Genomic DNA, 21,653 nt, shown 5'->3' on the forward strand with positions numbered 1-21,653 from the left:
GGAAGACAAAGTTGTTTAAAACAAAGTCTACCTGGGCTGAACGTTTTTTCAAAGCCTTTGGGATTAATCCTTTAATTTGTCGTAAGTGCAGCTCTCACCTGCACTTACTTGAAATCTTTCATGTTAAATATGGTATCATCCAATATAATGAATACTCTCCATGATAATATGCGCATAATAGCCTTACAAGCCGTATCCCTCAATACGGTATTTTGTAATGCTTAAATATATGCAACAGATCTATTTTATACTATGTCTGAAGTTTTTTACAACTCAATATCTAAAAAACTTGGATTTAAATTCTATACTTTCCTTAATAATAAAAAAAGCTAAGCTTAATAGCTTAGCTTTTTCATGTTAAGGAAAGTATAGAATCAAAAAAATCATATGAAGTAATTATTGTTACCACTGATTATAAAGATACAACGTCACTTTGCTTCTTATACATCCACTCCTATAACTCTCTTTAGGGTAACTCCTATGAGGAAGGAGATAAAGGAGATCCCCAGACTGAGCAGTAACATTTCACAAAACCTCTCTTTGAAGGAGTCCCTGTGCACCACAGAGGAGTAGTAGTTAAAGACAAAGATTATTGATACTGCAATGGCAAAAGCTATCCCTAGAGCCAGATACTTGCTTATAGGAAATAGATATGGGGATACCAGGAGTAGTACTGTTACCAGATAAGCTGCCCCTGTAATACCTGCAGAGAGAAGATGATTTTTTTTGCTGTGTATATTTGCCTTGGATGAGAGATACTCAGAGGATGCCATGGACATGGAGGCTGCTATTCCGGTGATGAGACCAACCAGAGCTATCTCCTTTGTACTTCCCAGAGCAAAGGTGTATCCAGCCAGGGCACCAGTTAATTCTATGAGGGCATCGTTGAGCCCCAGTACAATAGAGCTCACATAGATGAGCTTTTCTTCGTGGGCTATACCCGCTATGACCCTTTCATGTCTCTCCTCATCTCTTATTACTGCTGCTATATCTGGGATGAGATGCTGGATCTCACGATACTCCCACTGTACACTGTCCTCCCAGCTCTCCATGGATTTCAGTCCAAAGGTCAGCCCGAAGATTCGTGTAAGGATATAAACTCTCCACACCATGAAAAAGTCAGGGCCTATATCTAATTTACTGTAACCCTTGAAAAATTCATAGTGTTTTCTCTCCTCTTCAGCCAGCTGCAGAAGGATCTCCCTCTCCTCTCCATTGTGGAGCCCGGCTAATTTTTTATAGACCTCATACTCTGTTATCTCTCCTCTTTGAAGCTCCTTTAATTTTTTCACTTTAAGCCTGTCCAAGGAATCACCTCCTTAGGTTATTATTTAGAAAATTTCCCTGAAATCCTCTATTTTCTCCTCCAATTAGCCGGCCCTCTTATTTTGATTTTAAGGTCTCCTTATTCCCAAGATGACTACCTATATCACCAAAGTGCTTAAAACCTATTATTATAAAAACATACATATTATGTTCGAAAAGATAATATTAAAGTCATTTCTAAAAAAGAGAGAAACACTAAGTTCCTCTCTCCTTTATTTTTATTTGAAAGATGCCACTTTTAGATCTATCCCTTCATAAAAGTTACCATATATAGCTGGATTAATCTCCAACAGCCTTTCTTTTAATTCTAAATTTCCTATCCCTGAATAGTGAGCTCTAATAGCATACCTACCAGGCATGAGGCCCTCTGTCATATAAAAGCCTCCTGGTTCTACAGGAACTTCCTTAACAATCCTACCTTCATGTAATATTTCTACCTTCATTCTAGCAAAAATCATTTCCTTTTTTCTCTCGTCCATCATCATATCATCGGAGAGTTTTACCATTCCCATTACTCCGCTTACTATTGCTGGTGGAGTATTATATTTCTCACCTTTACTTGGAGGTGCCTGCAGCTCATTGCTATATTCTGGTGATACTGAGCTGGAATCAAAATAATTATTATCCTCTATATTTGTCGGGGACTGTAATCCAATGCTACCATTTAATAACGGTGGACTAAGATCCGTATGATTAGAAGACGTTACTTTTAAATCAACCCCCTCATAGAAGTTTCCATATATAGATGGATTAATCTCCAGGAACCTTTCTTCAAATTCTATATTTTTCATATCTGGATAATAAGCTCTAACGGTATATCTGCCAGGCCTTAGCCCCTCTGTCATATAAAGACCACCTGGTTCTACAGGGACCTCTTTGATAATCTCTCCTTCACGTAATATTTCTACCTTCATTCTGGCAAAAATCATTTCCTTTTTTCTTTCATCTATCATCAGATCATCAGAGAGTTCAACCCTTCCCATCACTCCACTTACTATTGCTGGTGGAGTATTATATTTTATCTCTTTACTTAGAGGCATCTTTAATTTACTGCTCTCCTCTAATAATGTTAAGCCAGGATCAAAGTGAGCATTCTCTTCTCCATACGTAGATACCTGCATCTCATTGCTATTCCTTACCGGTCCAAAACTAGTAGACTGCTTGTCAGAAGCCACTGCTTTAAGGTCAACCCCTTCGTAAAAGTTTCCATAAATAAATGGATTTATCTCCACTAGCTTTTCTTTAAACTCAAAATTTTCGCTGCCTGAATAAGTGGCTATAATAGTATATTTTCCAGGCCTTAACCCTTCTGTTATATAAAGACCACCTGGTTCTACAGGAACCTCCTTAATAACCTTGCCTTCACTTAATATTTCTATCCTCATTCTAGTAAAGATCATTTCTTTTTTTCTTTCATCTATCATCAGATCATCAGAGAGTTCAACCCTTCCCATCACTCCACTTGTTATTAATGGTAGGAAATCATATTTGTCCCAGGGGTTTGGAGGTGTCTGTAATCTATTTTTATTAAGGCTATCATAGGCCACTATCTTTAGATCTCCTCCTTCATAGAAGTTTCCATATTTAAGTGGATTAATTACCAAGTCTAGTTCTTCCTCTTCAAACTGTATATTTTTAACTCCAAGATAACTTACCCTTACCTTATATTTTCCAGGTCTTAAACCATCTGTTATATAAAATCCTCCACCTTCCACAGGGATTTCTTTAACCACTTCATCGCCTTCTATAATTTGTATCTTTAATTTATTAAAAAGTATTTCCTTCTCTCGATCGGTGAGGTTAGCTTCCCTTGCAACATTTACAAAACCAGATATACCACTTGCTTTCACAAGAGGGATATCATACCTGTTTCCTGTTGTAGGAGGTATAATGAATTTATTGTTTTCATTTAAGGATATCAAGTCCGGTCTTAAGTTTTCATATGAGTACTGAAGCTCATTACTGTGCTTAGGTGTTATTCCACCTATATAGTAATAACCCTTTGTATCACTACTACCCGACCTGCCGCTACTATATACCTCTATATCTTCTACCACTTCCTCCCCTTCATCTCTTTTTCCATTTGCATTCTCATCTATAAATACATACCCCTCTACCCAGGCTCCATCCCCTGCATCGTGGGGAGTTTCTTCAAATGGTCTAGAAAGATTTATAGCCTTCTGATAATTTACCCCTGCTGTAAAATGATCTTCATTGTCATAGTTAGCATTAAATGTTCCACCCTCTCCAAAGTAGTATTTCATACTTGCGTAATAGGTCCATTCAGAATCATCATCATCGTCCTGCCTGTATAATACCCCAGCTCCAAATGATATAGGAGATTCAGCTCTATTCGGGCTTTTATTCATACTAAGTGACAAATACTCACTACCATCGGTATCTCCCCAATATTTTCCTACAGAAGCTCTCCAGTTTATACTGTCATTCATATTGTAGTCTGCACTTAAAATAGTAAGATGCAGATCATTTGTTTTATCGTAATCCTCTTCTAGACTTACTTGCAAATCATTGTTTATCCGATAAGTTATCTCTCCATTGTAATTTTCCTCTGTCTCTTCATCAGTTGCAGACTCCCTTTCATATGTTACGCTGGTATACCATCTTTTCCAACTCCAGCTTAATCTTCCCTTGTATCTATCACTATATCCAGAAAGTTCCTCAGGGATAGCCTCATTTTTAGTGTAATAAAGCTCCAGCTGACTGCCAAAAAAGAACTTTTGTGTATATTCCATCTCATACCTGTTTGACATGCTGTCAATATCAGTATATAAATCGGTCTTTACATAGAATGGATACTTTCTTTTCTTAGATCTGTACAAGAGAGAGTTTTTCATTACTTCTTTTCCTGAATTCTCATTGAGATTATCATCATCACTGTACTCATATCCTGTATCTTCTGTATAATAAAAACCAGGATTATATGTAAGTCGAGAAAAAATACCATAATACAGATCTAAAGCTCCAGCGACCTTGTCACTCTCGTCATCTTCTCCTATAGCCCCCTGATAATCAAACTCCCCTTTCTTCATAAAATCACTGTTTAGTAAACTGCTATAACTTCTTTCCTCTATAAAAAAGCCTCTTTGGTCATATATCTTTACACTATATGAATCTGAAAGAGACTTGGACCTTATGTCTTTAAATCTAAAAAAACCATTATCATCAACAGACTGAAAGGAGATAAGAAAACCATTTTGGTAAAGCTCAACACTACTCCTTACAGGAGCAAAACCTTCTATAACCTCTTCTCCATTGATATTGTTTGTTGTATAGTTAACATTTTTTCTGTTTATGGATACCCCTCTTAAGTTTGAATTTCCTCGAAATATGCTGGGTGCATTAAATATCGTAGTATCTCCTATGGAAATCACCTTGTCTTCAATTATATTGTCATAATCAAGTCTCACAAAATCCAGGGACTGTTCCTCATACACTTCTCCCGAAACATTTAGCTCACCCCTTAAAAAGATCGAGTTGTATTCTAAGAAAACCGTCTGATCACTTTCGCTAAAATCATCCCAGTCAAAGGTAAATGTGAGAATTCCAGGAGTGAATAGAGGTCTTTTAACTTCTAAGCCTCCTTCTATTTCCTGATTACCTCCAGTGTATAAATTCCTTTCTCTCCACCTTTCACTTCTCATCTTAAGTTCTATTGGAGTAAGAAAATCAAAGTTTAAAAAATATGTCTGTTCCCGTTCATCCCAACGGGAATCTTTTACTGGAAATATCCTTTTAATACTTTCCTGCTCTACATACAACATTTCCTCTTTAATTAATGCTTCAGAGCCTAATTTCCATTTTATTGATATCTCTTCCCCACTCTCTGTTAGTTGTTTATCTACATATCCTTTAATTACTTTATTTTCCTTATCAATTTTAATGGTTTCTATCTCAATAATTTCCAGCATATCCTCTATATTGATATAAAGTTTTGATGAATCTTCATTTGTATATACCCTTGAGAAGTCGTATTTAAGGGTATCATTTATATTTACAGATATATAACTCTCATAAATTTCCTCACAATTTACAATTAAACTTATTAACAAAAAAATACCAATTAAATATTTGCCCTTTCTACCACTCATATTCAACACCCCTAATCAATGTCGCTCTTATAGGCCACCCTTGCCCTAATTTCAGATTTATATCTGCCAGGAGCTATAAATCCAGGAATTATTATCTTTGCACCTATCCTAAATTTTCCCTCGCCCTTCTCATCTAATTTTAGCCACTCATCTTCAGGAATGATCTCCACTACTTTAAAACCACCTAAATCTTTTATATAATCCACCTCTAACCTTACTATACTGTTTTTTCTTCCCCTTACCTTCAATATAAACCCGTCCTTAGGTTTTATTACTTTTATCCTATTCTTGCCAGATGGTGTTATCTTTCCCAGTTCAATAGACCTTTCCACTGTAATATCCAGGTCTTTAGAGCAAGTGAGGGAAGCTATCATCATGTAAATCATGGCAACAATAATTATTCTATTCCATTTCATTTTAAGCCCTCCCTTTTTTAGAAGGGGGACAGATTCTATTAACCTGTCCCCTTCTACTTTTAATTCTAATTTAATAACACGCTATTTTATAATTAATTCCTAAGATATTACTTTATTAAAGAAACAGTTATTGTAGCTTCACCTCTGTAGTTTCCAGGAGTAACAGGAACTGTCTTACCTGCAGTTTCAAAACTAAGTTCTACTATATCTCCACCTATAACTTTACGCAGTGCTTTCTTTTCAGCAGGTGTACAACCCCATGCTTTTAATAGTGCATCCACTGCTCTTCTGTCCTCAGGTTTACCACCCGCACTATCGGTATCTAAGTTTATTACAAGCGTACCAACAGGACCCTCAGTTGCGTCTGGCCCTAAAGTCTCAGTCATTCCAACTGGTATCTCTACTTTTTTAGTTGCATCATTTTCATTTTTGAAAACTATTGGTGTAGTTTCAAGTTTTACTTTTACATTATTTTCATCATTAGTGAAAGGACCTACTATATATATGAGTTCCTCTGGTATATCTGGAAATTGAGTTCCTGCCTGCATCTTACCTAGGTTTACAACTCTTTTTTTCTGAGTTATATCTCCATTGGCCTCCCACCATGCTCCAACAAAGTAATCGACCCTACCTTTAACTACAAACTTTAAAACTTCATCCTTAGCATTAATTTGGTATTTATTAGGACCAGTTATCTTTGCCAGTGCCATTGTGCTCATAAGTGCCACACACGATATTAGTAACAGTGTCTTTTTCATAGTGCTCCCTCCTTTAATAAAAAATGATATCCAAAACACCTTGTAGATACTACAACCTTATATTTGAATTTTTTCTTCAAATATCACCTTGTTTGGATCCATTCTGTCTACAATCTGGAGTTTCACATTGGATCCTCTTTTTAAATCACTGACATCAAAAATAAACTCTCTTTCCTTTCCTTGAAATAGATCATCAAAATTCTTTAATTTCTTGAATTTTTTCTGCCCCTCCATTATTAATCGCGTTTGCCCTCTAAATACTAAATCACCTTTGTTTTTAATTTCTAAGGCTACAACCCTTCGCTCTCCCTTTTCACTTATTATATTTTTCATATGTATATTATTCACTTTTACATCGTGTACAATATTCTTTGGCACTGCATAGATATAGTAGTTTATATCTACACTTATACCTGCTGATAACTTAACTTCAGATTCATCTAAAACCGATGTTACAACAGCGCTTTCTCCTTTTAATTCTTCAAAATGAATCATTGCCAAAAACTCTTTTTCCTCCGAGTCTATTGGAGCTTTGAGCCGTATCCTAACCTTTCTACTTTCATTTGGAGGAAGTGAAATAACCCTTGGGTAGATTATAAGGTTATCTCCCATATAATATTCCTCATCTACGTCTTTTGGTTTTTTAAAACTCAGCTTATAACGTACAAAATCTCCTGTTCCATTAGTTACAACTATCTCCTGAGTTGAAGGTTTGGTCACATCAATATCTAAATAATTTGGAGATAAATTAACCTTTAATAAACTAAATGTTGTGAAATTAACTGCAATAAATAAGAAAACAATTACTACCACCCATTTATTTTTCATACCTGTCCTCCTTTTGTCCACCTCTACACTTCCCATAACTATTAATTGTAACCATTAAATTTTACTAGAATAGTGCCATTTTTTCATTTTGATATCTTCCATTCGATCAACTCTATATCCTATTGACCTCCTCTTTTCATAGTTTTTATAAGTGAATATCGAGGTCTCATTATTTATAACTTTATTATTTCTTAAATTGTGTAATTAATTGCAGCAAAAAATTATAGCTATCAACCAACCTTTAAGTCAGCTCTCTTTTTTATTAAGAATAATTTTTGAAACTACAAAAAACCCCTTCTTCAGGTAGTACCTGAAGAAGGGGTTTCATTGATTTTATTAAATTGACAGCTAGAGTTCTTTAAACTCCTGTAAGTTTAATTATTTTACTACTACTTCTCCGCTGATCACTTTTTCTTCTATCTCTTTAAGCTTAGCAAGGTTTTCCTCACCAATAAGCTCCTTAGTGTATTTGAATTCAGAAGTTGATACTCCACCTTCCTCTAGTCCATATACCTTTACTCCGCTCTGAAGGTTTCCAGCTACAAAGTTACCGATAGTCTTGTATAGAGTGTTGTCTACTCTCTTCATCATAGAAGTAAGTACCTTCCCCTCTACTTCTCCGTCCTGGTCTGAATCCATTCCGATAGCATATAGTCCGTCATTTTCATTAACAGCTTCCATAAGTCCTCTTCCAGATCCACCAGATGCTGCGAAGATGATGTCCGCTCCAGAGTTCTTAAGAGAAAGTGATAGTTCCTTTGCTCTTGCTGGGTCGTTAAATGGGTTTACTCCACCTACATAAAGGCTTACTACCTCTACACCTGGATTAGCATACTCTGCTCCCATTGTGTATCCGTCTCTGAACTCATTTAAGAATGCCATGTCCACTCCACCAATATATCCTATTTTATCTGTCTTTGTCATCATTCCAGATAGAGCTCCTACCATGAATGCTCCCTCTTTGTTGTTGAACATAACTGAACTTACATTTGGCTGATCCACAACTGTATCCACAACTACAAACTTTGTATCTGGGTAGTTAGGTGCCACCTCATTAAGAGGTGTCTGCATATCATATCCGATAGCTACAACAAGGTCATACCCTGCCATTGCATAGTCATCTAAGTATTGGCTGAAATCTGCAAGTGATGTAGGCTCAACATAACTAAAATCTATATCGTAATCTGCTTCTGCTCTCTTCATTCCTGCATAGGCTGAATCATTAAATGATTTATCCCCAAGTCCGCCAAGGTTTAATACCATCCCGATCTTAGGTTTCTTTGCCTTACTTCCGCTTTCAGCTTGCTTCTCTCCACACGCAGTAAGCATAAGCATCATTAATAGTCCTAATAATAATACAATTTTCTTCATATCATTCTCCCTTTGATTAAATATAGATAATAAAAAAGACCCTGAGTGCATGTGCAACAGAGTCCATGAGTATAACTACAAAAAAATCTATAGTAAATACCTCATAGCTGCTGATTTACGGTCAGCGTAGAAACTCTTGCCCCTATTGCAAAAATATATGAGTGCCTTTTTTCATTATACCAATGATATTAACATACTTTCTATAAAAAAAGTATGCCATATGGCACATTTTATATATACTATTACACTTCTATACTTCCTCCTCAATTATTTATATAAAAGCAGAGTGATGCTCCACTCCTTCTAAAACAATAAAAAAGAGACCCTGAGGTCTCTTCCCTATCTATTATTTAACAACAACTTCTCCAGAAATAATCTTTTCCTCGATAGCCTTTATCTTAGCTAGCTTCTCCTCACCAATAAGGTCCTTTGTAAATTTAAACTCTGAAGTTGAAATTCCACCCTCCTTGATTCCGAACATTCTAACTCCGTTCTCAAGCTTTCCTTCAACTAGCTCTCCAGTAATTGTGTATAGTGAGTTATCTACTCTCTTCATCATAGAAGTAAGTACCTTACCCTCTACAGCTCCATCCTGGTCCGAGTCCACTCCTATTGCATATAGGTCCTCATTTTCACTTACTGCCTCAAGAAGTCCAAGTCCAGATCCACCAGCTACTCCATAGATGATGTCTGCATCGTTGTTCTTAAGTGCAAGGGAAAGCTCCTTTGCTTTAGCTGGATCGTTGAATGGGTTAGATCCACCTACATAAAGGCTTCTTACCTCTATATTAGGATTAACATACTCAGCACCTGCTACATATCCGTCTCTGAACTCATTCAGGAAGGACATATCTATTCCACCAATATATCCGATAGTATCTGTCTTAGTCATCATTCCAGCTACTGCTCCAACCATGAAAGATCCTTCCTTACTGTTGAATAGGATAGATGTTACATTTGGCTCATCTACAACTGCATCTACAACTGCAAACTTTGTATCTGGATAGTTAGGAGCTACCTCTTTTAACGGGCTCTCCATATTAAATCCAATTGCTACAACCAGGTCATATCCAGCAGCTGCATAGTCATCTAGGAACTGACCAAACTCTGAGATCGACGCTGGCTCTACATAGTTAAACTCAATATTGTAATCTTCCTTTGCTCTTACTAGTCCTGCATAGGCAGAATCATTAAATGATTTATCTCCAAGTCCTCCAGTGGAAAGAACCATTCCAACCTTTAGCTTCTTCTCCCCTGTATCAGCAGCTTCCTTCTTTCCTCCACATCCAGTGAACATTAATATCATTAAAACCCCTAAAAATAAAACTAACTTTTTCATATTCTGCTCCCTCCTAAAATACATATAGATACCTTTACTACAATATAAAGATATCACTCCAGTGCAAGTCCAAATATCCCTTGCAGCCTTTTGGAATCCTCTTAGTATAAGGTAGTATGAGTATCTCTTAACTCCTAAAAAAATACTACCACGATTCGACTAAAAAAATTAGGACACGTGTCCTAAAAAGTGAAAATAATTAACGATATACAGACTAATTGATCTGATAATGATCTTTTATAACTGCATTCATTCATTTTAAATGATGGTTGTCAGATTGAAGAAAGAGTATAATACATACTCTAATATGCAGAGATCTTGAAGGAAGGTAACAAAAAAGGCCCCTATTGGGACCTTCAATTACTATATTTGGCTTTCTTCAAAAATTTGATTTATTACCTCTGTATCCTCCTTGGAAAGTTTCTGAGAGAAGTAGTTGTAACTCTCTATCCTTCCCTTTAGGCTGATCCCCTTATTCTCCTCTATCATTCCCTTAAACTTCTCCAGCTGCTCTCCTGCAAGGACAAACTCCCCCTCTACAGCTCTGATCCTTAAGACATCTTCACCATCAAAAATAAGAAGTCTCTCTATCCTTCCCTCTACCTTTAATGCTATATCTATAAGTAATCTGTCCTCCTCAAGGGATTTAAATACTATCTCACCCTCGGTTTCAGGTATAGTCACCTGACATACCTCGCCGTTACTTATAAAAACTGCATTGCTTCTGACTAATTTTTCCTGTTCCCCACTTCTCTTATCGCTGCTACTGCAGGCTGTGAAAAGAAGCGACATCAATAATAGAATAAAGTATCTCTTTCTCATAAACCATCCCCTCTCTAACCCAGTTTATACTTGGAAACATTATACACTTTTATTCTCTTTTCTTCAAATTAAAAATAACCTTAAAGAAGGAAGCTGTATCGAGCTCCCTTCCTTTAACCATTTAATTAGGTTTTAAATTTAAAACAAAAATACTCTTTTAATATGCAAAATCCGATATAAATATCACTGAACTTCTGTTCTTAACAGGATAAGTTTCACTATCTACCACCTTTGGCCGTTCTAAAAAGTCGTCCTTTCTACCAGTATCGGCTATTCTGTACCACTTCTTTCCCTTGATTCGTGGAAGCTGAAACTCAAGGTCCTTATGGTAGGAGTTCAGGATTACATATATATCGTTATCCTTTTCAGCGCCCTCTATTACATCACTGCCGTCTATTAAAAAAGCTAGTGTTTTTGAGTTCTTGGACCAGTCTGGCTTATTAACCTTCACACCGTGCCAGCTTATATCTGTGAAGCCGTTACCGTCTATGTCCTGATCTGTAAAGAAGTGGCTTCTCTTTAGAGACGGATGGATCTTCCTGAACTTAATCATATTCTTGGTAAAATTATATATGTCGTGGTTTTCCTCCAGCTTCGACCAGTCCAGCCAGTTGAGCTCATTGTCCTGACAGTATGCATTGTTGTTCCCCTGCTGGGTTTTCCCCATCTCATCTCCCATGAGGATCATAGGCACCCCCTGGGAAAGCATGAGTATAACCATAAAGTTTTTTATCTGCCTCTTTCTCAGCTCTACTATACTCTTATCTGTGCTCTTTCCCTCTACACCGTGGTTCCAGGAGTTGTTGTGGGTCTCTCCGTCTCTGTTGTGCTCCCCATTGGCATGGTTATGCTTCTCATTGTAGGAAACAAGGTCCATCATGGTGAAGCCGTCGTGAGCTGTTATAAAGTTTATACTGTGGAATGGTTTACGATCTAACTTTTTAAAGAGATCGGGGCTTCCAACTATCCTTGTTGCCAGATCACTTACCTGTCCCTTATCCCCCTTAACAAACTTTCTCACTGTATCCCTGAACTTTCCATTCCACTCAGCCCATCCACAGGGGAACTCTCCCAGGAAGTATCCTCCCGCTGCATCCCACCCCTCAGCTATGAGTTTAGCTCCAGATAGTACCGAGTCATCTGCAATATCCTTGAGAAGGGACATATCTCCTATCCATCTTCCCTCGGAATCCCTTCCTAAGATAGCAGCCAGGTCAAATCTGAATCCATCTACATTCATCTGACCATACCAGTATCTGAGGCAGTCTATGACCAGCTCTTTCACCACAGCATGGCTGCAGTTAAGGGTATTACCTGTACCAGAGTAGTTGGAGTAATACATCTTCATATCTTCAAGCATATAATAGATACTATTGTCCAGCCCCTTAAAGGAGACTACTGGTCCCGCTTCATTCCCCTCTCCAGTATGGTTGAATACCACATCCAGGATAACCTCGATGTCTGCTTCGTGAAGGGCCCTTACAAGCTCCCTGAACTGTATTACCTGCTGCCCTACTATGGCTCCCACAGTTTTATCTCCTGAGATAAAGTTGGAGGTAGGGGCATAGAATCCTATTGGATTGTATCCCCATACATTCTTTAACTTCTCCCCTGTAAAGGGGTTCATTCCCACAATGTCATTTTCATCAAACTCAAATACCGGAAGAAGCTCAACAGCAGTAACTCCCAGATCCTTTAGGTAGTCTATCTTTTCAATAACTCCCCTGTAGGTACCCTTATTTTCCACTCCAGAGTTTGGATTCATCGTAAAGAGTCTTACGTGCATCTCATATATTATTGTATCCTTAAACTCCCTTCTGGGCCTCAGGACCCCATCCCAGTGAAAGTGACTGGAATCCACTATAAGCCCCTTACGGGTTGATCCAAGGCAGTCCTCCTTGGGAGTGATACTCTTTGCATAGGGGTCCAGAAGAAGCCTTCTGTTGTCAAATCTGTGACCCAGGTTCAGATCGAAGGGCCCGCTTGCTCTCCATCCATAGTAGTATCCTGCTGTAAGACCTTCTATATATATATGCCAGGTATCCCCTGTTTTATTTTTTTTATCATCCAGCTCATAGGTATAGAGGGGCTTGCAATCATTTGCTTCCTTATATATCTCAAGGGTCATCTTCTCTGCATTTCTTGAGAAGATTCCAAAGTTAACCCCGTTACCCAATACAATAGCCCCTTTAAAGTATAAGCCCGGCAGGACTCTTAATTCACCATTCATTTTAATACACCTCCCATTTCCCTATAAAGTCTTACAAAGAAACAAAGGGAAATCCTTCTTTGGGAAAAATAGATTCAGGCGTTCAACTTAAAAGGGCAGCCTCAGCTGCCCCTGTTCTTAATAGTAGTCTTCCTCTTTATATGGAGGTTTTACCTCATTGGGATATCCCAGGGTTATAACACAGAGAACCCTTCTTCCCTCCTCTATGCCCAGGATCTCCCTGACCCTGACTTCAGCATCTCCCCCCTCAGGTGTAAACCTTCCCCTGAACTGTACCCAGCAGGATCCCAGTCCCTGGTTGTGGGCCTCAAGCTGCATGAAGGTAGAGGCGATAGAGCAGTCCTCTACCCAGGTATCCGATTTCTCCTCATCTCCCACAACTACAATTCCCATAGGAGCATCCTTTACAAAGAGGCCCCCCTTGGGTTTAACCTGAGACAATTTAAGCATCGTGTCTCTGTCCTCTGCCACTATGAATTCCCATGGTTTTTTATTCTTTCCGCTGGGAGCCATCCTGCCAGCTGCTAGAATTGTTCTTACCTTCTCCCCCTCTACTGTCTTATCCTGATACTTCCTTATACTTCTTCTCCCCATGAGAGTATCCATCATCTTCCTCCTCCAGTGGTTTTTACTACCTATTTTACTCCATTATCCCTCCTTTGAAAACCCCTATTGTGAAAGAAGAAGTTTAGCCACTAGCCTGTATTCAGATCCGTGGTTGGTGAGGTCGCTCCTTATAAGAAGTATCTCCTTAACCAGGAACTTATACTCCCCTCCCTCTCCGCTTAGCTGATCTATCCGTTCCTTTATAGCCTCTGTGACACTCCTACTGCGCACAGCCCCTCTGGCAAGGGTCAGGTGGGGCTCATAGGGCCTCCTGTCCTTGCTTTCAAGGGCTTCCCCACTTCTCTCAGTGAGGTACTGGTTGATCTCTCTGAGTTCATCTCTGCCCTGACCCACATCCTTATATATAACCTTTACAGCTCCCCTCTTATCATAGAAAGCCCCCATCCCCTTGAGGGTCATATAGAACTTGGGGAAGGTGTTCTTCTCTATAGCATTTGCCAGGAGCTCTACATTCTTAGCCTCTACCTCCCCTAAGAATAAAAGGGTTATATGGTAGTGGTGTATAGATACTAGCTTTACAGGAAGGTCCTCAAACTTCTTAACCTCCCTCCATACATTTCTCTTTATATCCTCTGGTATTTCCACTGCATAAAATAGTCTCATATGACCACCTCTTAATTACATTTTACCCCCTTCCAGAAAAAATCCTTCTCCCAGACCTGCTATGGACAGGTCTTTTTCCATATAGCCCTTGACTTGGGGTATATAACTATTGTAATATATCTACTAATATCTTTTGTACATTTTTTGAGTATTAATGTTTTATTTTTTTAAACTAGGGGGAAGTAATATGAGGGAACATTCTAATTGCGGAATTGGTGTAGTAGCCAATATGAATAACCTGGCTGAACACCAGATTATCCGAGACGGTCTGAAGATGTTGAAGAGGCTGGAACACAGGGGTGGAACCCTGAGAGACGGAAGCGGAGACGGGGCAGGAATGATGCTCCAGATCCCAAGGGAGTTTTTTAAAAAAGTACTGGGAGTGGAGGGGGAATACTACGTAGCTATGACCTTTCTTCCCCAGGAGGAGAAGAGAAGAAGGTTCTGTGAAGAGATCATATCCACCGAATTAGAGGAAGCAGGCCTTACTATCCTGGGATCAAGGGTGGTCCCTGTTAGGAAAGAAGTACTGGGAGAAAGTGCCAGAAGATCACTCCCTGTGATCTGCCAGTACTTCATCGAGGGAGGAAGGGATGAGTTCACTATGTATTCCCTCAGAAGAAGGATGGAGAAAAGAATCTACAGGGAGATGGAAAAAAGGGAGTTTTACTTTACCTCATTTTCCAACAGAACTATTGTATATAAGGGGCTTATAACTCCCCAACAGTTCTATGAGTTCTATGAAGACCTTCTGGATGAGGAGTTCAAGTCAGCCTATGTAATGATCCATCAGAGGTTTAGTACAAATACTCTTCCATCATGGGATCTTGCTCATCCCTTCAGGGTATTGGAGCATAACGGGGAGATAAACACCATTGCAGGGAACAGGGGCTGGATCGAGGCCAGGAAGGGAGAGATCTATTCAGATGAGTATCCTAAGGAGGAAGTAGAGGAGCTCTTTCCCCTTACCTCTGTGAATAACTCAGACAGTGCGAACCTGGACAGCGTGGTAGAGTTCCTCATGCATACAGGAAGAAAACTCCCCGAGATACTTACCACTCTTGTACCCCAGGCATGGGAGGGGAGAAGGACCCTTGAACCTAAACTCAAGAAGTACTATGAGGCCAAATCCCTTGTGATGGAGCCATGGGACGGTCCTGCAGGTCTTATCACTAGTAATGGGGAGGAGATCTTTGCAACCCTCGACAGGAACGGTCTAAGGCCTATGAGGTATACCATTACCACCGACAACAAACTAATCATTTCATCTGAGATGGGAGTTCTCGATACAGAATTTTCAAAGATTAAAACCAGCGGGAAATTAAGTGCCGGGGAGTTTTTATACCTGGATTTGAAGGAAAAACGACTTCTTCCCCGGGAGGAGATAGTGGGGTTAATCACAGAAACCACAGACTTTAAGGAGGAGGTGAAAAACCTCAGGTTACACAGAAGGGATCTGGCCCCAGGAAAAACCTCTATAGGTAGTGTCACAGAAACAATGAAGAGGTTCTCCTATACCAGGGAGGATCTAGAGATCTCCATAGACTACCTCCAGGAAAACAGCATGGAGATGGTCACTTCGGCTACCTATGACATCCCCCTGGCTGTTCTCGATGAGGATCACCCCAGATTATTCTTTGACTACTTCAGGCAGAAGTTTGCCCAGGTGACCAACCCTCCTATAGATTCCATAAGGGAGGCATCTGTATTCTCCCTGACATCCACCTATGGGGCCAAGAAGAACCTGCTGGATCCAAGGGAGTACAGGGGAGTAATCCATATGTTTCCATCACCTGTAGTATCCAATAAAAATATAGATAACCTTCTGAAGGAGGGGGCTGTATCTGTCTCCACAGCTTTTACAGATAATATAGAGAAAGCCATGGATAGAGTTGTAGAAAGGTGTTTAAACCTTGCAAGAATGGGAAGAAATATCATACTGAGCGACAGAAACAGTTCTAGGAGTATTCCCATCCTTCTCATCTCCTCAGCTGTCCACCACGCCCTTGTAGAGAAGGGCCTCAGGAGTAAGGTAGGGATTGGGGTGGAAAGCGGTGAAGTACGTGAGATCGGTCACTATGCTCTTCTAATAGGATATGGAGTGGATATAGTTAACCCATACCTTGTTCTGGATTACCTTGCTGCTGAAAACAAAGACCTCACCCCATATTATATGGGAGTGGACAATGGTATAAAGAAGATCATGTCCAAGATGGGGATCTCTTCAGTGGCTTCATATAGGGGAGCTAAGATATTTGAAGCAGTAGGATTATCCTCTGCCCTGTGTAAAAGATACCTTGGAGATACTCCTACAGAGATAGAGGGGATCGGATTGAAGGAGATAGAGGAGGAGCTCTGTGCAAGGGAGAGGGCAGAATACTCCCCAGATAGGAGCATAGGAGAGTTTAGCAGCATTAGAAAGGGGATACTCCACAGGGATTCCCCTGAAAATGCTAGGATTCTTCACAGTGCATTGAAGGATAAAAATTATAATCTATACAGGAAGTACAGCAGCTCCCTTAACAAAGGGAACTACTCCCTTAGAAACAGGTTCTCTCTAAAGGTTAATCCAATCCCTCTTCATGAGGTGGAGAGCGAGAGAGAGATAATGAAGAGGTTTGTAGCAGGAGCCATGTCCTTTGGAGCTCTCTCAAAAAGGACCCACGAAAATATAGCCACCGTTTTTAATACAATTGGTGCTGCGTCAAACTCAGGGGAGGGCGGTGAGAACCCAGAGAGATTTAATAGCCCTTCTGCTTCAAAGATAAAACAGATAGCCAGCGGAAGATTTGGAGTAACAACCAGCTACCTTATGAGTGCTCATGAGATTCAGATTAAGATGGGACAGGGGTCAAAGCCAGGAGAGGGGGGACACCTTCCAGGAGCAAAGGTAAATAAGGAGATCGCCAGAGTGAGAAATACTGTAGATGGCATCGATCTTATCTCTCCGCCGCCCCACCATGATATCTACTCTATAGAGGACCTGGCACAGCTTATCTATGATATTAAAAATCTCAATACAAAAGCCAGTGTCAGTGTAAAACTCGCCAGTGAATCAGGGGTAGGTATTATAGCCAGCGGTACAGTGAAGGCAGGAGCTGATAAGGTGGTTATCTCTGGAAGTGACGGGGGTACTGGAGCGGCCATGGCCTCCTCCCTAAAGTATGCTGCCACTCCATGGGAGCTAGGGATTTCAGACATTCACAAGACCCTATGCGAAAATAAACTCAGGGACCTGGTGAAACTTCAGGTAGATGGAGGAATAAGAACTGGATACGATGTTGTTGTAGCTGCCCTTCTAGGGGCTGATGAATACGCCATGGGAACAGGTCTTCTCATAGCTCAGGGGTGTATAATGTGTAGGAGGTGTCATACCAACTCTTGTCCTGTGGGGATCACCACCCAGAAGGCAGAGCTTCAACCTAAATACACGGGAGATCCTCAGGAACTACTCCTCTATCTAAGATTTATAGCCCAGGAGGTAAGGGAACTTCTGGCTACCATGGGAGTTAGAAGTATGGATGAGATAATAGGAAGATCCTCCCTTCTTAGGAAAAAAGAGGAGGATGCTCTGGAATCCAAGATTAAAACCTTGGATTTCACCTCTATATTCAGAGAGGTAGTAAGTAAAGAGTTACCTACACCCCATAAAAAAGATATAGGTTCCCTCAACAGGGACCTTCTAAGGAGATATGAAGAGGGAGAAAGTTCATATGTGGGAAGCATCGATAATACCCATAGATCCTTTGGAACCACTCTAGCGGGAGGAATGGCAGGAGACTCCTCCAACACTCACCATAAGAAGATGGATCTGACCTTAAAGGGGTATGCAGGGCAGAGTTTCGGGGCCTTTTCCACTGTGGGACAGACCACCGTCCTGGAAGGGTATGGAAATGACTATGTGGGCAAGGGACTTTCAGGGGGAACTGTTGTCATTAAGATGCCTAGGGAAGCTGAAGATAACAGCGGCTGTATTGCAGGAAACACAGTATTATACGGGGCAACTTCTGGTAGGGTATATCTAAATGGCTATGCAGGGGAAAGGTTTGCTGTGAGAAATTCCGGAGCCACCTGTGTAGTTGAAGGGATCGGCAACCATGGATGTGAGTATATGACCGGGGGAAGTGTAATTATTCTCGGAGGGGTAGGAGAGAACTTCGGAGCAGGAATGAGCGGAGGAACAGCTTACCTCCTTCTGGATCACCTGAATACCGATTCTATCAACCATGACATTGTAGAGTACTTTGACCTCAGCCATAGTGATGTGGAGTATATAGAGGAGGAGCTAAAAAATCACATTAAATATACTGAAAGCTCTATAGCTCAAAGAGTTCTGGACGGAGATATCGCCACTACCTTTGTAAAGGTAGCTTCAAAAAAATATCTTGAAAAAGTAGGAAACCTTTCATCGGACATAAAGTCAATAAGACTGAGGATAGACCAGAGAAGGGAAGAAGCTGTTCAATAGAAAACACCCTCCGCTTTGGAGGGTGTTTTTTTATCTTTATTATAAATTAGTCGATCAGTGAATAAAGGAGTTTAATCTCATCTGCCCATATTGTTTCATCTATAGTTTCTAGGGTAACCGGCATATTATCAAACCTAGGATCATTCATGAACCTCTTAAAGAACTCCATTCCCAGAGTCCCCTTTCCAATACTTTCATGCCTATCCTTCTTACAGGCAAGACCAAACATAGAGTCATTTAGGTGGATTCCCCTGAGGTAGTTAAATCCTACTATTCTATCAAACTCTTCAAATACCTCATCATAGCTGTCCTTGATGTCGTAGCCAGCATCGAAGGTATGGCATGTATCAAGAAGTACCCCTACCCTGCTCTTATCCTCTACCCTGTCTATTATCTCCTTAAGGTGCTCAAACTTTCCTCCCAGAGTATTTCCCTTTCCAACGGTATTCTCCAGAACCACTGTAAGGTTTTTTGTCTCCTTGTGAGCATCATTTATAGCCTTGGCTATAAGATCAAAGGCCCCAGCTTCATCTATCTGTCCCAGGTGGCTTCCTGGATGGATATTCAGATACTTAAGGCCCAGCATCTCACACCTCTGCATCTCATCTAACAGAGCATTATATGATTTCTCCCACTTCTCTGCATCTGGGTTGGCCAGGTTGATTAGGTAACCAGCATGGGGCATAACATAGTCTGCACTATACCCGTTGTCCTCCATAGCCTTTTTAAACTTAGCCACAAGTTTATCATCATAGGCCTTAGCTTCCCATCTTCTCTGATTTTTAACAAACATGGCAAATGCCTTTGCCTCTATATCATGGGCATTCTTCGGGGCCTTAAAAACTCCACCGCTAGTGCTCACATGTGCTCCTAAAAATTTATTTATCTTACTCATATATTAATCCTCCACTTCAACCTTCTTATTACAACTTTGTAATCATTATAACATAGTGGGTGAGAAAAATCTATCCTTATATAAATCTAATGTTGGATTCTTTTCATTTGATATTTAATTTATAGGGAGATCGAAAATGCAACCTTTCATAAAGTTTACTTAATGTATGAAATCATACTTTTATCTTCTAATTTCTGAAAATTTAATTTTTGATAAAAATCATTACTGACCCTATCATCTATGTCTGTTAAGAGAACTTTACTCCTTATGTAGCTGTATTTATTCAATAAATTTTCTATAAGCATTTGGCCTCCGCCATTTCGTCTATAGTTTTTAGCTATAATTAAATCTTGAATATATAGAATATGTTCAAAATCAGTTAAGTATCTTATAAACCCTATTAATTTACCTCTAGAAATTAATCCTAGAATTTGACTATTTTTAATAGCATTACTGAGTTTCATGTCACTATCAAGATATGAAATCCATCCTTCCTCTTCATATAGCTTTTTAATTTCCTTTAAATAATCTTCATTGATCGTTTCTATAGTCATTTTTTCTCCTTTACTACTTTCATCCACTAGTAAAGATAGCTTATAACCTTTAAAATTACAATAGTGTGGTAATTTCTATAAGATTATATAAAGAAACTTCTTCTTGCCTTTTCTTTCAACGATCCATTATCCATAAAACTCTTTAATTCCTCTTTTATAACTTTGTTATAGAAATAGTACATTTTAAGAATAAAAAAAGAGCCCGAAGGCTGAGGCTTGTTACTTTCTCTTGAACCACCACCATACAAGAATGAAAGCCACTATAGTAATGCTTCCATCAAAATTAATAGTAGTGTTATTCAAGTAGATCATAACCCAGCCTCCCATATGAAATTGATCAACTACCTATAAGAAACGCCAATAACTTATAGGTATGAGAAAAGCTCCCTCAAAGAGAGAGCTTAACTCATGGCGTTTAAATCAATTTCATATAGTCCAACGGACTGTTTACACTATAAATATAGCATATCTAAAATTAAAAGTCTAATCTTTATTAGGGATAGGCAATAATTTCAAGTACTACTTTAATTTATCTACTATATAACCAGATATAAGAGGGAGTACAACCGATCTTGGCATACCGTGTCCCACTTCGCTTGCTACTATAACATTTACTCCATTATCACTTGCACTGGTCACTAACTCTGCATCTGATAGAGGAGCCACAGGGTCTGTAGATGTCCCTATAGACATTATATCCACACTAGTCTGCTTAGTTCCTAACATCCTCTGATTTTCCAAGCTATACTCTGGAGCTACCTCTGCAAACTCATTAATACTTAGTCCTGTTCTGTCAGCAAGAACCACCTGATTCAGCAATAGTAGAACCCATCCCCCTCCACTACTTTCTGATAGTTTCTCATGGCATTTACCACATAGCTATTGTAGTTCTCTCTGCTATTTTTAAAGTAGGGGTAAGCAGATACAGTGTAATAACCATAGTCTCCAGCCCTTTCCGCTTTCCTAGCCACCTGATCCCACTCATACTGCCAGTTTCTACCCCTGTATTCCACTGTGGCAGTATCTAAGAACCCCTCCTTGTCCTTGCTCTCCTTAAGGATATCATTTACCACCTCAGTAATAACCTCCTCCTCTGCCCCGATATAGGTCCAGTCATCATACTTGACCTATCTTAGGAAGATACCGTCAAAATCCTGCTCTACTCCCCTTAAATTCTTTAACCCTTCCTCTCCATTAGCTACTAAAGCTGTAGCTGCCATTATCGAACCTATTATTACTTTTCTCACCTTTAACCCCTACCTATATTTTTGAATTTTTCCTCAACAACAGACCTACATAATAGGAAA

Annotated in this window: 16 protein-coding genes and 1 riboswitch; of the genes, 1 reads left to right on the plus strand and 15 read right to left on the minus strand. The window is 39.5% G+C overall.

Annotation, left to right across the window (positions count from 1 at the left end; translation table 11 throughout):
* Positions 1-440 precede the first annotated feature (440 nt).
* The 11 genes from QMG11_RS10375 to thpR all read right to left on the minus strand — a co-directional run bounded on the left by QMG11_RS10375 (position 441) and on the right by thpR (position 14,429).
* On the minus strand, positions 441-1,307 hold the full coding sequence (locus tag QMG11_RS10375) for a VIT1/CCC1 transporter family protein (RefSeq protein WP_281835762.1): 867 nt from the start codon (positions 1,305-1,307) through the stop codon (positions 441-443).
* Positions 1,308-1,544: 237 nt separating this feature from the next.
* On the minus strand, positions 1,545-5,435 hold the full coding sequence (locus QMG11_RS10380) for a fimbria/pilus outer membrane usher protein (RefSeq protein ID WP_281835764.1): 3,891 nt from the start codon (positions 5,433-5,435) through the stop codon (positions 1,545-1,547).
* Between the two features lie 11 nt (positions 5,436-5,446).
* Positions 5,447-5,851, minus strand: a complete 405-nt coding sequence (locus QMG11_RS10385) for a hypothetical protein (RefSeq protein WP_281835766.1) — start codon at positions 5,849-5,851, stop codon at positions 5,447-5,449.
* A 107-nt stretch (positions 5,852-5,958) separates the two neighbouring features.
* Positions 5,959-6,609, minus strand: coding sequence for a zinc-binding metallopeptidase family protein (locus QMG11_RS10390; RefSeq protein WP_281835767.1), 651 nt, complete (start codon positions 6,607-6,609; stop codon positions 5,959-5,961).
* Between the two features lie 57 nt (positions 6,610-6,666).
* A complete protein-coding gene (locus QMG11_RS10395; protein WP_281835768.1) occupies positions 6,667-7,437 on the minus strand; it encodes a hypothetical protein in 771 nt (256 codons plus the stop codon).
* 378 nt (positions 7,438-7,815) lie between these two features.
* A complete protein-coding gene (locus tag QMG11_RS10400; RefSeq protein ID WP_281835770.1) occupies positions 7,816-8,808 on the minus strand; it encodes a BMP family lipoprotein in 993 nt (330 codons plus the stop codon).
* Positions 8,809-8,892: 84 nt separating this feature from the next.
* Positions 8,893-8,989, minus strand: a riboswitch (purine riboswitch).
* A 165-nt stretch (positions 8,990-9,154) separates the two neighbouring features.
* Positions 9,155-10,147 carry a BMP family lipoprotein gene (locus tag QMG11_RS10405; protein WP_281835772.1) on the minus strand — a complete coding sequence of 331 codons (993 nt, stop codon included), beginning with the start codon at positions 10,145-10,147 and terminating at the stop codon, positions 9,155-9,157.
* A gap of 363 nt (positions 10,148-10,510) precedes the next feature.
* Positions 10,511-10,969 carry a putative periplasmic lipoprotein gene (locus tag QMG11_RS10410; protein WP_281835773.1) on the minus strand — a complete coding sequence of 153 codons (459 nt, stop codon included), beginning with the start codon at positions 10,967-10,969 and terminating at the stop codon, positions 10,511-10,513.
* A gap of 157 nt (positions 10,970-11,126) precedes the next feature.
* The gene (glgX, locus tag QMG11_RS10415) at positions 11,127-13,199 is read right to left on the minus strand and encodes a glycogen debranching protein GlgX (RefSeq protein WP_281835775.1); all 2,073 of its coding nucleotides are present in this window, start codon (positions 13,197-13,199) and stop codon (positions 11,127-11,129) included.
* Between the two features lie 117 nt (positions 13,200-13,316).
* Entirely contained in the window at positions 13,317-13,808 is a 492-nt protein-coding gene (locus tag QMG11_RS10420) for a nitroreductase family protein (RefSeq protein WP_281835777.1), read from the minus strand.
* Positions 13,809-13,868: 60 nt separating this feature from the next.
* Positions 13,869-14,429: an RNA 2',3'-cyclic phosphodiesterase gene (gene thpR / locus QMG11_RS10425; protein ID WP_281835779.1), complete on the minus strand. Its 561-nt coding sequence runs from the start codon at positions 14,427-14,429 to the stop codon at positions 13,869-13,871.
* A 187-nt stretch (positions 14,430-14,616) separates the two neighbouring features.
* On the opposite strand from thpR, the gene gltB reads away from it, so the two are divergent.
* Positions 14,617-18,897 carry a glutamate synthase large subunit gene (gltB, locus tag QMG11_RS10430; RefSeq protein ID WP_281835781.1) on the plus strand — a complete coding sequence of 1,427 codons (4,281 nt, stop codon included), beginning with the start codon at positions 14,617-14,619 and terminating at the stop codon, positions 18,895-18,897.
* A 46-nt stretch (positions 18,898-18,943) separates the two neighbouring features.
* Here gltB and nfo read toward each other — a convergent pair whose 3' ends face one another.
* The 4 genes from nfo to QMG11_RS10450 all read right to left on the minus strand — a co-directional run bounded on the left by nfo (position 18,944) and on the right by QMG11_RS10450 (position 21,419).
* Positions 18,944-19,792 (minus strand): deoxyribonuclease IV, encoded by an 849-nt coding sequence (nfo, locus tag QMG11_RS10435; protein ID WP_281835784.1) that lies wholly within the window; start codon positions 19,790-19,792, stop codon positions 18,944-18,946.
* A gap of 155 nt (positions 19,793-19,947) precedes the next feature.
* The gene (locus QMG11_RS10440; RefSeq protein WP_281835785.1) at positions 19,948-20,346 is read right to left on the minus strand and encodes a GNAT family N-acetyltransferase; all 399 of its coding nucleotides are present in this window, start codon (positions 20,344-20,346) and stop codon (positions 19,948-19,950) included.
* A gap of 519 nt (positions 20,347-20,865) precedes the next feature.
* Complete coding sequence (locus QMG11_RS10445) at positions 20,866-21,165, minus strand: alpha/beta hydrolase (protein WP_281835786.1); 300 nt, start codon at positions 21,163-21,165, stop codon at positions 20,866-20,868.
* Positions 21,159-21,419 (minus strand): hypothetical protein, encoded by a 261-nt coding sequence (locus QMG11_RS10450; RefSeq protein WP_281835788.1) that lies wholly within the window; start codon positions 21,417-21,419, stop codon positions 21,159-21,161. Before QMG11_RS10450 ends, QMG11_RS10445 begins: the two co-directional genes overlap by 7 nt.
* Positions 21,420-21,653 lie beyond the last annotated feature (234 nt).

It is taken from the genome of Propionigenium maris DSM 9537 (genome assembly GCF_027925155.1).
In the GTDB taxonomy this organism is placed as follows: Bacteria; Fusobacteriota; Fusobacteriia; order Fusobacteriales; family Fusobacteriaceae; genus Propionigenium; species Propionigenium maris.